Here is a 12,403-nt window from a genome sequence, read left to right as displayed (position 1 = left end):
GATGTATCTAAGTAAAGCAAACTTAAAACCTGATGTTGTGACAAATAAAGAGTTCTGGAAGCTCTCTAGGGATTTTGGAGATAGTTACCGGGTTCATCGTGTCATATGGTCACTATTTGCAAGTAATCCTGATAAACAAAGGGATTTTTTGTATAGGCAGGACGAAAAAAATGGTTTTCCTTTATTTTATATTGTGTCGGAGCAGGAGCCTGAAGCAAATGCAGATCTATGGCATATAGAATCAAAGGAATACAGACCTCTGCTTTCCACAGGTCAGAGACTCGTTTTTTCATTGCGAGCTAATCCTATTGTAACAAGATGGGATGAGGATAAAAATGGGAAACCTCATCAGCATCGGCATGATGTCGTGATGGATGCAAAGACCAGAATGGAAAAAGAAATTATTCCAAAAAACAAGAAACCTCAAGTTCCAGAAATAGTCCAGAAAGAGGGATTTGAATGGCTCAGAAAAAAAGGAGACAACAATGGTTTTGAAGTAGAGGAAGGGCAGGTAATAGCTACAGGATATAGATGTAGTAGGTTCTTTAAGCCTAAAGAGAAAAATAGTAAGGCAAAAGGGAAACACAGTGTAAATATAAGTACCATTGATTTTTCTGGGATATTAACTGTAACAGATCCTGAATCTCTAACAAATGCACTGTATAAAGGGATTGGACCAGCAAAAAGTTTTGGATGCGGATTAATGCTTATCCGCCCTGCAAGATGAGAATTAACTGTGATGAGGACTACCAGCATGCTACCAAAATTGAAACCTATTACAATAAAAGAGAGATTTTCTCTTTTGTTTCTTGAGAAGGGAGAACTCGATGTTATAGATGGAGCCTTTGTCCTTGTGGATAAAAATGGAGTCCGAACTCAGATTCCTGTTGGGGGGATCGCATGCCTGATGCTTGAGCCAGGAAGTAGAGTTTCACATGCAGCAGCAGTCCTTGCAGCTCAGGTAGGTTGCCTTCTTATCTGGGTTGGGGAAGCTGGAGTAAGGCTTTATTCTGCCGGTCAACCGGGAGGAGCGAGAGCAGACCGTCTGCTTTACCAGGCACAACTTGCCTTGAACGATGAAGCACGAAGGAAAGTTGTTCGAAAAATGTATGAGATGCGTTTTAATGAAAAACTCTCGGAGAGCTACAGCGTAGAACAAATGAGGGGGATAGAGGGATCAAGGGTAAGAAAACTTTATGAAATTTTGGCGGGGAGAGCCGGAATAAAGTGGAACGGACGCTACTATGACTATACAGATTGGGATACTGGAGATCTGCAAAACAAATGTTTGAGCTCTGCCACTTCCTGCCTTTACGGAGTTACTGAAGCGGCAGTTCTTGCAGCCGGTTATTCGCCTGCAATCGGATTCATTCATACTGGGAAACCCAGGTCTTTTATTTATGATATTGCTGATCTTTTTAAATTTGAAACTGTTGTGCCTGTGGCTTTTCAGGTAGCATCCAAGAACCCCCCAAATCCTGAAAGAGCGGTAAGGATTGCTTGCAGGGATTCCTTCAGGGAAACAAGGCTGCTGAAAAAAATAATCCCTGCCATAGAAGAAGTTTTAGCTGCCGGAGATCTTCCTATTCCTGAAGAGCCTCCTGAATCCCTTCCTCCTGCAATTCCAAATGAAAGGGGACTTAATGATGTTGGTCATCGTCCTTGAAAACACAACACCCCGGTTAAGAGGAAGATTGACTCTCTGGCTTCTGGAAATCAGAGCTGGAGTATATGTAGGAGAATATTCGGTCAAAGTAAGAGACATGATATGGGAGAATGTAGAAGCCGAATTCAATGATGGGAACATTGAAGGAAGCGCAATTATGATCTGGTCCGCAAGAAATGAAATTGGATTTGATTTCAAAGTCCTCGGAGAAAACCGCAGAATTCCAAGAGAAATGGATGGAATAAAGTTAATATCCTTCATGCCCGAAACTAAAGTAGAAGAGTAAATTAACCGGAGATGTTATGTTTTTTAAATACTTCGTTTTTTATGTTAACTATATCATAAAGGATATTTTATATGTTGACGGAAAATTTACTCCGATTCATAGTATAAAAGACAAACAGAGTTCCCCACACGCGTGGGGATGAACCGACACCGTAGATGAATGGGCACAAGATACAATGGAGTTCCCCACACGCGTGGGGATGAACCGTGAAAGATACACTTGAAAAAGAGTTCTATACTGAGTTCCCCACACGCGTGGGGATGAACCGCATGACTCTTGAACTTACCCCCGCCGAATATAGAGTTCCCCACACGCGTGGGGATGAACCGACGGAACCCAGCAGATTATGACAAGTCCGACAGAGTTCCCCACACGCGTGGGGATGAACCGATGCCGGTGGAGCACTGTACATAGTCGGGGGAGAGTTCCCCACACGCGTGGGGATGAACCGATACGAGTTACTCTCCTGGATCATGGCATGAGGAGTTCCCCACACGCGTGGGGATGAACCGAATCCGGGGAGTTATTTATAAATTAAAAAGTAGAGTTCCCCACACGCGTGGGGATGAACCGAAACTGGACAAACGTATGCTTCGATGATAGAAGAGTTCCCCACACGCGTGGGGATGAACCGTATCTCAATTTCAGAAAACGATCCAAAAGGCAGAGTTCCCCACACGCGTGGGGATGAACCGTTACGGTGGATCGACCAACAAGCGGGTAATGTGAGTTCCCCACACGCGTGGGGATGAACCGCTGTTAAGATATTCTTGTCACATCTATGGGAAGAGTTCCCCACACGCGTGGGGATGAACCGATTCTTATGTAAAATTGAGATTTAATTCTTCTGAGTTCCCCACACGCGTGGGGATGAACCGTCGAAACACTGAACTGATCGGGTCCGAGCTCAGAGTTCCCCACACGCGTGGGGATGAACCGGCAGAATGCCCGTTACTTTAGTGACGGGATGAGAGTTCCCCACACGCGTGGGGATGAACCGCTTTTTCTATGTCTTCTGCTTGGTGATCGAACGAGTTCCCCACACGCGTGGGGATGAACCGACCTATGTGATGGGCAGGGGAGTTTCAGAAGAGAGTTCCCCACACGCGTGTGGATGAACCGTAAGGAAGTAATTCAGTAGAAATTCAAATTTTGCGTTCTCTACACGTGTGGGAATGAACCAGCAGCTACCCAATATGGGAAAGGATATTGCTTCGGAGTGTTCCCTAGGCTTTTGAAACGAGTTACAGTTTTATATACTAGGCATATTACTTTTAATAACCATATTAATACGCTATATAATCTAAATCGATTTGGAACATTTATCTATATATTATTTATTCCTGACTAAATCACCACTACATCTTTTTCTTACTGCGTTCCCCACAAGCATGGAGATGATGTAGTTTTTTGATATCTCTTTTAAAATATATATGGCCTTCAGACTTCAGTTAAGGACTTAAGTTCTTCTGTTAGCCTATTTAGTTCAGCCTGTACTTTATTAATCTTAGCTTTCAGTTTCGTTATCTTCTCTTCTTGGTCCAGGCCTTTCTTAACCTCTTCAGGCTCCTGCAAATGCAGGATAATAGTAATATCATTTCCAGCCAAGGGAAGTCCTACAGAGGACAGGAGGGCCCTTGAATCTGCAATACAGGAAAATATCTGGTCTTGGTCTGAGACTTCAAGGCTATTCCCTGTGAACATCTCAATAGGTCCTGATCTCTCAGCTTCCTGCAGACCTTCAACCTCCTTATGTCCAGTAATTACAGTGCACTTCTTCCTCTTGTGAGCACTTCCCACAGATTCAGGAAGGCCTCTATCTGTTACCTTCCGGAAGAGGAGGAGGAAAAAGATGTTAAATATCGAAGATGATTATTAAACAATATATTTTTTTGGCAACTGAGCTCGAATGCTTTACTCAAATATTTATACTCTTTGATTTCTTGAATGTTTGTAGTCTAGTTTGTTTATATTTTTGTGGCTTTGGACCTTAAGAGCATCCACAATAATTACATGTTACAGGTTCAGCGCTTGATTAATCAGAAGACCATTGAAGAGCAAGGAAATAAAAATAGATGGTGGAAATTTTGACAATGTCTTATTTTCAGGGAAAATATAGCAACAGATACTGTTTTTAATGTTCATACCCTACACTAGCAGGTTAAAAATAACTATTATTCACATATCCAAATATTAAGAAAATTGGATTAATCATCCTATGGTCCTACTTCCTCAAAGACTATTACATGAGCATGTCCCCAGGGGTGAGCCTGCTCCCAGGCATTAACAGCCTCCCATTGAGCCTTTGTTAACGCCTGATCTTCGCCTTCCTCTATAAAGAAAATCTTTGTTTCTTGAAATCCAGGGCCGCGTTCAAGAGCTTCTATTTTACTTCGAATGTATGCAGCTGTTACCATATTCTAGGCCTCATAAATCTTATGTGAGCTCGGTTTGTTCTTCAACATTAGAGATACTTCCAGGCTCAAGCCTTCCAAGATCCGAATTATAACCTTGATCTTCTTCCAGGCTTCCAGCCTGCATAGCCTCTAGGACTTCCAGCCTTTGCTTCAAGTCCTCAAGCTCCTGATCACGCAATAGGCTGTTTTGAACTTGAAGCGCCTGAAGGAAAACACGCATGTAACTGAGCTTTATAGGATCTGCAGGATTTGCTCGGAACCTTTTTGCTGCCAATCTTTCTTGTAGCTGTGAAAGTAATTTTGAATTCGCAATTAAGAGCGATTCACGCGAGGAATAATTTAAAGGGGTTTTAGGGGTTCCAGTTGTGATTTTCATAATATCGCTTTATAAAGTTACGTCTCTTATCTGACAGTTAATACTATATTTTATTTGTTATAAGGTTATAAAAGCTTTGGAGAATAGTTAACTGGAAGAAACATCAGTTTTTGATATAAGAAAAGCGAGTAAGTACAAAAATCTATAAAACCCAAAACATAACCCCCAAAACCCAATCTCAACCTAAAATAGTAAGCACCAAAAACGACAACAATACCCAAAAAACCCAAGGAACCCAAAAATTTATTTCATTCGAATACCCCGCTAGCTTGCTGCGGGGGATGGAAACTTCCCTAGTAACCGTTGATGATATAATTTATCAATTCCATTTTTCGGTTGTTAACTTCTTCTCAAACTAAACAGTTTAGGGTTATTATTTCCTTTAACGGAATTTCGAGCGGTGGCGCGAATATACCCCGTTGCTTGCAGCGGGGTGCGCCAGCGCAACTTTGGTTATTTGTTTGTACAATTGGGAAAAACATAAAATTGTAAAGTTAACTTAAAGATTATTTAAAGTCTAACTTGATTATGCTGAGTGTAAAAATAATGACACAAAAATTCACTAATTTAGTTAAAGTAACTTTGTAATTTTTGAGAATTGACGTGAAAAATAAATTAAGTGAAAAAACTTTGGGTTTTAGGTTTTCAGGCCTCTTCATCCTCTTTCCACTTATTTAATTTTTGGGTTTTTTGGGTTATTATTGTTTTTTCTTTAAAAGATACCTGAAAACTGAAATAAATAAGTTTTATTGCATAAAATTGTCTCTGTAAACAGGATGGTTGTAACATGAAAAAATAAAAATGAGAAATTATTTTTCTCTATGCAGAGAAGTTCAGTTACTAAAACCATTATATTTTAAGATGCTCCGAATTTCTTCGGTTATTGTTTCAATTCCGTAAGTCTTTTTATATCCGTAGTTTTCCTCACAGAATTTTCTAGCTAGTTCCGAGGCTTCTCCAGGGGCTATTCCGGTATGGTTTGCTACGAAACGTGAGACATCTTCTATAAAAACCTTATCAAGATTATCGCCTACTATCTTAGGTTTAAAGATGGCCTGTTCTCCGGATTTCATTTTATCAAGTATATAAGGCTCTGCTTTCTGTCCCGTCCTCTCTGCTAATGCCTTTTTATCAATCTTCAGATTCACAAAACCATAAGGCCTATCTGAAAGTTTCTGATTTCTCCATTCTCTTGTATCGATTCCTATTTCCTGGCACTCCTTTATAAGTCCCGCTTTAAATTCTTGTGGTGTTAGCTGAGGGAGTTTGTTATATTTTGCATACTGTGTATAAGCTTCGTAGAGCCTCTCCTTCCTGATAAATCCTCCCTCATCCTCTTCTAAACAATCTCTCACAAAAAAGTACATAGGATTGCTTTTCCTGTTATATTCTAACCCGCTTTCAGCGAACGTATTTTCGTTGGAAAGATGTCCTGATTTTAATAATCTATCAAGCCCCTCGAGCGCCCACTGAAGGATTCCAGGCAGCTCGCCACCCTTTATTATTTCATCCACGAGGTTCTTGTTAGCTCTCGCCCCTTCAAACTTGTTAGGGAAATCTATAATTTTCAGTCTTCTTTTGAAACCGTCTGAAAAGTCATCGACTTCCGGAAGTTTATTAAAAGACATTATAATTTTTGCATGATTACAAAAACTGAAACTCCCTTTATAGAGTTGTCTGGCTCTTATCCGATCATTCCCAGTTACTTTCTTAAAGTTCTCAGTTTCTTTTATTTTCTGCTTTCCTGTATCCCCGCAAATGTTTGCAAGCTTCCCAAATAAATCAAAAAGCATGTATTCATTTTTTGGCTCAGAGATCTCTTTAAAGGACAGGTATGAAACGTTCTCGCTATCTCCTAGCATGGCCGCTAGTATTTTTAATAGTAAGGTTTTTCCGTTGCTTCCGGAACCTACTAAAAAGAATGCTGATTCGATAAAGTAAGACCTAAAAAGACAGTATCCAAACATTTCTTGAACCGTGGGTATCTGTTCTTCCACGCCTTCAAAGGTTGTTTCCAGCATCCTGAAAAACTTCACAGGGGGCTTTGCGTCCGGGTCGAAATCTACTGGTAATTTACATAGAAATATTTTATCTGGGGTGAATGGAGTTAATTCCCGCGTCCTAAGATTCAATATTCCATTATTGACCGGTATGAGATCAATATCATCATCTTCCAGAATTATCGGGGTTTTGCTTTTAACTAGCTCGATAACTTCGGATATCTGCCTGGGCGTTAACACATAATGTATTTTTTCACACAGACTCAAAACCAAATTATTGATTTGATAGTTATTTTTTGGAAGTGAATATATCCCCTCCTGATATATTCGCATATCTCCTCCGGGTAGCGTTTTTGTGGGATACTCCATAATAAAGGCATCAGAGATATAATCATAAATTAAAGCTGCTTCCGTGCCTTTCTTTTGCATAAATCCTTTAGTTTCTTTTGGCCTGCTCTTACAGCCATCACATAAGCTTTTTTCTGGATTTTCCGGATCAATAGTTATACATCCGCATTTATTCCGTATGCTCTCGCAAGTCCATGGTTTTCCTCCGGATTCCTTAAAATATTTTATAACTGAATCGATCTGCTCGGAGGTTAATTCGGGGTCATAATCTCCCCTGAAAATAATTTTGCAAGCAAGCTTTAACTCTTCTTCTCCTGCTCCGTTTGCATAAAGATCCGCCATTAATGCAAGTGTAATATCTCTTCCATCCGAACCGTGCCAATCATCCACACATTTATTTTTAATGTGATTGTTGAAACGTGCCTTTAAACACTGCCTAATTTTATCAACAGCTGATTTTAGTTTATCGTATACTGAAAATAAGTTAATTAGTCTGCTTATAAACAGTTCCGGTATTTCTGGAATATCTTTGAGACTGTTTATTGGCGCGCTCACTATCTGGTACACTTCCCCGGAAACGTGGTTACTAGGTGGTAAAACTGCATTGTTGCCATCACTTAAAACTTCAATTCCTATAATGTGCTTTTTAACGCCTTTCAATTTGTCCGTGTATCTAAACCATATATGGCAACGATCTTTAGTCCTTTTTATAACCGCCCAGTCTTTAACATTTAATCCGGCTGTGAGCTCGTGAATAATAGCTGGGTTCATGTCATCGATATCAATAACTGTAATTCCGGACCTTTTTCCACATTGAAGTCCAATGTTGAAGGGTGGACTCTGTTCTTTTGCATTTTCGCCCCAGTATTGATCTAAATCGCGCTGTAACCGGGGAGATTCTCGTTTTTGCCATCCTTTCTCAAGGGGTGTTTTTCCGGGCTTGTTACCTTCTGATGTGGGTGCTGTTAATGGGTGGACTATAAAACCCATTTCAGTATATTTCTCTGCAGCTTTCAGCATTTCTTCTCGGGATGTTGGATACTTTACGTTTTGAGGGCTTGGATCCGCATCAGTAAACTGCGTTTTACTGTTATTGTAAAACATGTTTCCTCGCAATTTATTGTCATAAAACGAGAATGTAAAGCCCCATCCGAAAAACACAATTAATAACTATCAAAAGTATAATATACGAAAAATGCATATATCTTGTTGATATCTTGTGCTTTTGGCTTTGGAGTTTTTGTATAACTCCTGGGCTACCGTCTAGTTTTTAAAGGGTGACCACTCCTGCAATCTGCATGATTCGCTTTGCGATAACCCGATCCAATACATCCGAACTTTTCAGCATATGTTTTAGAGTTTCAGGGTGGTTAGCACATGTATGCTGAGCCCATTCAGTAAATGTGGAAAGTGATTTATCTTTTGAATTCATAGAATTCATTACCTGCACCTTTCCTTCAGTTGGGTGTAGCACTCCTGGCTCCATCAGTACTTGGCGGTCTTGTGGAGCTGGGTGTATTCTTAAAGAATTATCATTTAATTGTTTCATGATATCCTCTTTTCATTGCTCAATGTTTTTTTGAGAATTTTTCTTACAAATCTACTCCTGGATACATCTCCACGCAATGTTTCGATTTTTGAAAACGTTGCATGATCAACATATATGATAACTGAAAATTTTTCTCCGATTGGATTCTGACTACTATTTACCATATTTCAACCTCCTTTGATTCAGTTAAGGTTCTTACATTATTATGAATGTTCCACTATATAAAGATATCAATTATAGCATAAGTTTACAAAATTTAACTTCTTTTCGACCTTATTTTAGTTAAACATATTAAAGCATATGTTTAAATACTTACCAGCTATTGTATAATATATGCCAAAGAAACAAGGGGACCGATTGAACGCTGGCGAAATAAAATCCAGCATCTTAAAGTTCACTCTGGAAAATGAGGGACCTGTTGGAGAACCAGCTATTCGGGATTTTTTACTGAAACGATATGACATCATGGATCAGGGAAACATCAATAGGCATCTACACGATTTGCAAAAACTGGATTGTATAGAACTAATTCCACCTGAAAAAAAAGGTCTGCGAAATTATTGGGAGATCAAAAAACTAAAAAATCTGAGAAATATAAAATATCAGTTCCCTGAAGTTCGATTAAATGACTATGAAAAATCTATAAATGTCGTTCTGAGGGACCTTGAATATTATCACAACAGCCCAGATTGGTTAAATTATTACCTAAAATTGCTTCTGTCAACTTCTTTTTTCAATGCTTGTATTGAAACTGGAGGTAGGGAACTTAACAATGGAAATTGGAAAGTTTATATTACTAGTGTTGGATCTCAAAGACATCAGCGAATTGATAAACTTTTAAAATTGTGTTACTCTACGTGCATTAAACATTACTCTGAATTTAAAATGTCAGAAAACGAATTTATGAACATTGTTAAGGCACACCCATGGGAAATCTACAGATTTTTCGCTGAAGACGTGCTCTTAAAATGGTTTGAAAAAGAGTTTGCTGGATTACCAAAAGAGATACCGTTGAAAATTTTTGAAACAAAATTGTCTGAAACAGGAGAAGTTCCTGAAATAATTCCAGAGGAAATTACTAAAGAAGATCTCGTGAGATACATTTTAGATGCAATGCGCTTGAGAATGGAAGAAAAATTGGAGTTTAAATTCTTAAGTGACAATTTGCTTTTAGAGCACTTTCTCCATCACGACATGCTACTAGGTGTAGATTCTCCAGAAGAACTCTACTTTGTGAACAAAACTAAAGAAAATCATACTTTACCCAGAGGATCAACGATATCAGGGAGAGTAATTCTGCGAGAAGCAGAGTTAGCTGACTTAAGACTAGCTAGTGAAATGATATTAAAATATAAACAGCCATCAATATTTAGCTTTGACACTGCAGACGAGATATATAAAGCAGTATTAGATCATTATAGCCTCTGGCAAATACGACTATAATCTTAATAACCCCTAAATTCTGTTAGAATTTAACAGACGACAGAAAGAATATGCTCAAAATTTTGGAATTACATCAGAGATAAGCAAAGTTAGCATGTTCTGTATATTGTTACTAAAAGATAAGTGGAAATTTGATTGAGAAAGTTATTTCCCATTTTTAAGAATCATCTCTTTAAGCTTGGAGATTTCTTCAAGCTCTTGTTTTAATGCATTTTTCATTTCCCGGATTTCTTCTAGGTCTGAAAGTTGCATGTAGTCAGTTTTTATAGATTCCACAGTTGTTACAGCTTCTTGAGTAAGTGGTAACCCGCATTTATAACAGAATTTTGCATTTTCAGGATTGATTTCATGACAGCGTGGGCATCTGCCAACTTTCAAGCCGTCTGTGTGGGTATCATCGATCTGGATACCATTTAATTTTAATATTGCATCATCCAAATCCTTTCCGGATAAATGAACGTATACGGCAGCCATTCTTGACCCTTCAGTCCATCCCAAGTACTTTTTAAGTTGTTGCTCTGTAAGATGTTCTGCTAAGTGCGTAGCCCTAGCATGGCGGAAGGCATGAGGATGAATTTTTTTTGTAATTCCTGCTTTATGTGCTATTCGATCCAATTGTTCTGTAAGACCTGTGGTCGAAATTACATTAAATGGAGTCCTGAAAGAGCAAAAAACGGGGGATTCTCTATCATGTTTATTTGGATGAACCTCTAACCATTCACGTAGATAAGAAGATGAGAAGACAAGTCTTACGCGCCTAGCCCCAGTTTTGCCATCTGGGAAAGTGACTACTGAACCGTTATCATCAAACTGAATATGTTTAATAAGAGTCCCCAGGAGTTCTCCCTTACGAGCTCCAGACTCATAGAAGCATGAAATCATAGCTCTATCTCTTGCATTCTGACAGGCATTTATAAGTGCTTCGACCTCCTCCCGAGTAAGTAAATCTTCAGGAAGTTTACGGTTATGTGCTGGTTTCATCGTCAAAGCATTAGCGGCGGATTTATTGATTTTTTGAAGAAATGCTTTTACAGTAGCGAGTTTCATATATTTTGAGGACTCTTTATATTTTTTTTGCTCCCCCTTAGATTCAAATGTCACTCTATCAATAAAATCTCGGTAATCGAGCATTGCTTCTTCATCCAGAGAAGAAAACAAAACAGGGCACCAAGTTCCAAACTGTATTAAAGATTTAATATGATTTACGACAGTAGTTTCGCGCATATTAGCTGCATTCATTTTTCTAATATGCCCTTTTATAGCTTTAAAATTCTCCGGCAACATTAAGATTTCTGATTCTTCAAACCTTTTCAACCAATATTCCAGTGAATTTGTCATAAAATGTAAATGGTTTTGTTGTATAAAAACTTCTCTTCTTTGATAAGTTTCTATTTGAAAACTCCTTACCTATTCCCATTACGCTTTTTATTTACTTTTTGATTAAGTTTCCTATTATTTTTATTTCCTTCTTATTTCCCGTTGTTTTCTAATTCTTTTTTACGATCTGATCTTATTCAGCAGAAACTAAGCCCTGTAAGTTGAAACCCACTCATTCCTTTCCGGCGGGTTTGCTTCAAGCATTTCTCTCCATTTTTCATCGGTCAGGCGAGCTTCCATTGGCTGTTTGAACTCGTAATGGCTCATAACAGGCCCGGCTCCCACAAGGATTCTACCGTCCGGAAGTTTATATGCAACCACCAGCATGTCAACATACCCGACTCCTTCCTCAAGCACGGCTCCAGTGTTTCCGTCGGTATGGACATCAGCCACAACTGTGGTTTTCCTGGCTTTCTCGTCAACGTCCTCTATGGTGCCCTCAAGCTGATCTCCGAAATTTTTGATGAATTCGTAGTCTTCGTCGGTCAGTTTTTTGTTTTCGAGTTCCTTCTCCGAGATCTCCTTAAGTCTGGAAAGAACCTCTTCAAGGTTTGTGAGCCTTGATTTCGAAATTGGGTCAAGCACGCTCATCTCATCCAGGCCCTGATTTGTCATTTTAGTTAAGGCAAGCAAGCGGGCATAAAAGTCAGGAACAGGCTCTACGTAGCCAACGACCGATTTTTCTTCCGGAGGTGCCAAAGCGGTTACATTCATTGTGTAGCTCTGTTTGGCGTAAAGAATAGTATCGTGTCTTAGTTCAGTCCAAGAAGCCAGCGACGTGCTCAGTTCCTTGTCCTGCCAGGCATCAGTCTGCATAAAGGTCGGATAGCCTGAGCCGTAGTCTTTTAAGAGAGGTTGAAGGGAATAAAGCCATGACCAGTAGAGGTTTCTGTTCCAGTCAGCCGCGCTAAAGTTCGAGAACTCTGAATCCATCTTTCCAT

At 39.3% G+C, this 12,403-nt stretch carries 12 protein-coding genes and 1 CRISPR repeat array; of the genes, 4 read left to right on the top strand and 8 right to left on the bottom strand.

What is annotated here, in order from left to right:
* Position 1: 1 nt before the first annotated feature.
* Genes cas6e through cas2e form a run of 3 tightly spaced genes read left to right on the top strand, consistent with a single transcriptional unit; the run spans position 2 to position 1,952 of the window.
* On the top strand, positions 2-727 hold the full coding sequence (gene cas6e, locus BP861_RS03780; RefSeq protein WP_292372747.1) for a type I-E CRISPR-associated protein Cas6/Cse3/CasE: 726 nt from the start codon (positions 2-4) through the stop codon (positions 725-727).
* Positions 728-754: 27 nt separating this feature from the next.
* Positions 755-1,666, top strand: coding sequence for a type I-E CRISPR-associated endonuclease Cas1e (gene cas1e, locus BP861_RS03775; RefSeq protein WP_292372745.1), 912 nt, complete (start codon positions 755-757; stop codon positions 1,664-1,666).
* Entirely contained in the window at positions 1,644-1,952 is a 309-nt protein-coding gene (cas2e, locus tag BP861_RS03770) for a type I-E CRISPR-associated endoribonuclease Cas2e (protein ID WP_292372743.1), read from the top strand. Before cas1e ends, cas2e begins: the two co-directional genes overlap by 23 nt.
* A gap of 117 nt (positions 1,953-2,069) precedes the next feature.
* A CRISPR array of direct repeats spans positions 2,070-3,074; the repeat unit is 29 nt; unit sequence GAGTTCCCCACACGCGTGGGGATGAACCG.
* Positions 3,075-3,392: 318 nt separating this feature from the next.
* Here the strand turns inward: cas2e and BP861_RS03765 are convergent.
* The 6 genes from BP861_RS03765 to BP861_RS03740 form a co-directional block, all read right to left on the bottom strand.
* Entirely contained in the window at positions 3,393-3,752 is a 360-nt protein-coding gene (locus BP861_RS03765) for a hypothetical protein (RefSeq protein WP_292372741.1), read from the bottom strand.
* A 416-nt stretch (positions 3,753-4,168) separates the two neighbouring features.
* Positions 4,169-4,369 (bottom strand): hypothetical protein, encoded by a 201-nt coding sequence (locus BP861_RS03760; RefSeq protein WP_292372739.1) that lies wholly within the window; start codon positions 4,367-4,369, stop codon positions 4,169-4,171.
* A gap of 19 nt (positions 4,370-4,388) precedes the next feature.
* Entirely contained in the window at positions 4,389-4,745 is a 357-nt protein-coding gene (locus tag BP861_RS03755; protein WP_292372737.1) for a hypothetical protein, read from the bottom strand.
* A gap of 833 nt (positions 4,746-5,578) precedes the next feature.
* On the bottom strand, positions 5,579-8,197 hold the full coding sequence (locus BP861_RS03750; protein WP_292372735.1) for a phage/plasmid primase, P4 family: 2,619 nt from the start codon (positions 8,195-8,197) through the stop codon (positions 5,579-5,581).
* Positions 8,198-8,363: 166 nt separating this feature from the next.
* Positions 8,364-8,642, bottom strand: coding sequence for a hypothetical protein (locus tag BP861_RS03745; protein WP_292372733.1), 279 nt, complete (start codon positions 8,640-8,642; stop codon positions 8,364-8,366).
* A complete protein-coding gene (locus tag BP861_RS03740) occupies positions 8,639-8,806 on the bottom strand; it encodes a hypothetical protein (RefSeq protein WP_292372731.1) in 168 nt (55 codons plus the stop codon). The genes BP861_RS03745 and BP861_RS03740 overlap by 4 nt, the downstream gene beginning before the upstream one ends.
* 169 nt (positions 8,807-8,975) lie before the next feature.
* On the opposite strand from BP861_RS03740, the gene BP861_RS03735 reads away from it, so the two are divergent.
* On the top strand, positions 8,976-10,085 hold the full coding sequence (locus tag BP861_RS03735; RefSeq protein ID WP_292372729.1) for a hypothetical protein: 1,110 nt from the start codon (positions 8,976-8,978) through the stop codon (positions 10,083-10,085).
* Positions 10,086-10,229: 144 nt separating this feature from the next.
* Here BP861_RS03735 and BP861_RS03730 read toward each other — a convergent pair whose 3' ends face one another.
* Together BP861_RS03730 and BP861_RS03725 are read right to left on the bottom strand one after the other, a co-directional pair.
* Positions 10,230-11,423, bottom strand: a complete 1,194-nt coding sequence (locus BP861_RS03730; protein ID WP_292372727.1) for a site-specific integrase — start codon at positions 11,421-11,423, stop codon at positions 10,230-10,232.
* 186 nt (positions 11,424-11,609) lie between these two features.
* On the bottom strand, positions 11,610-12,403 hold a 794-nt coding region (locus tag BP861_RS03725), incomplete at its 5' end, for a DUF3160 domain-containing protein (protein ID WP_292372725.1).

This window comes from Methanosarcina sp. UBA411 (assembly GCF_002495725.1).
In the GTDB taxonomy this organism is placed as follows: Archaea; Halobacteriota; Methanosarcinia; order Methanosarcinales; family Methanosarcinaceae; genus Methanosarcina.
Note: the sequence above shows the minus strand (reverse complement) of the source record. Positions and strands in the feature narration are given on the sequence as shown.

Bases quoted from the DNA above. Each gene is read 5' to 3' on its own strand.
- cas6e (WP_292372747.1), top strand. From the start codon at position 2: ATGTATCTAAGTAAAGCAAACTTAAAACCTGATGTTGTGACAAATAAA.
- cas1e (WP_292372745.1), top strand. From the start codon at position 755: ATGCTACCAAAATTGAAACCTATTACAATAAAAGAGAGATTTTCTCTT.
- cas2e (WP_292372743.1), top strand. From the start codon at position 1,644: ATGATGTTGGTCATCGTCCTTGAAAACACAACACCCCGGTTAAGAGGA.
- BP861_RS03760 (WP_292372739.1), bottom strand. From the start codon at position 4,369: ATGGTAACAGCTGCATACATTCGAAGTAAAATAGAAGCTCTTGAACGC.
- BP861_RS03755 (WP_292372737.1), bottom strand. From the start codon at position 4,745: ATGAAAATCACAACTGGAACCCCTAAAACCCCTTTAAATTATTCCTCG.
- BP861_RS03750 (WP_292372735.1), bottom strand. From the start codon at position 8,197: ATGTTTTACAATAACAGTAAAACGCAGTTTACTGATGCGGATCCAAGC.
- BP861_RS03745 (WP_292372733.1), bottom strand. From the start codon at position 8,642: ATGAAACAATTAAATGATAATTCTTTAAGAATACACCCAGCTCCACAA.
- BP861_RS03740 (WP_292372731.1), bottom strand. From the start codon at position 8,806: ATGGTAAATAGTAGTCAGAATCCAATCGGAGAAAAATTTTCAGTTATC.
- BP861_RS03735 (WP_292372729.1), top strand. From the start codon at position 8,976: ATGCCAAAGAAACAAGGGGACCGATTGAACGCTGGCGAAATAAAATCC.
- BP861_RS03730 (WP_292372727.1), bottom strand. From the start codon at position 11,423: ATGACAAATTCACTGGAATATTGGTTGAAAAGGTTTGAAGAATCAGAA.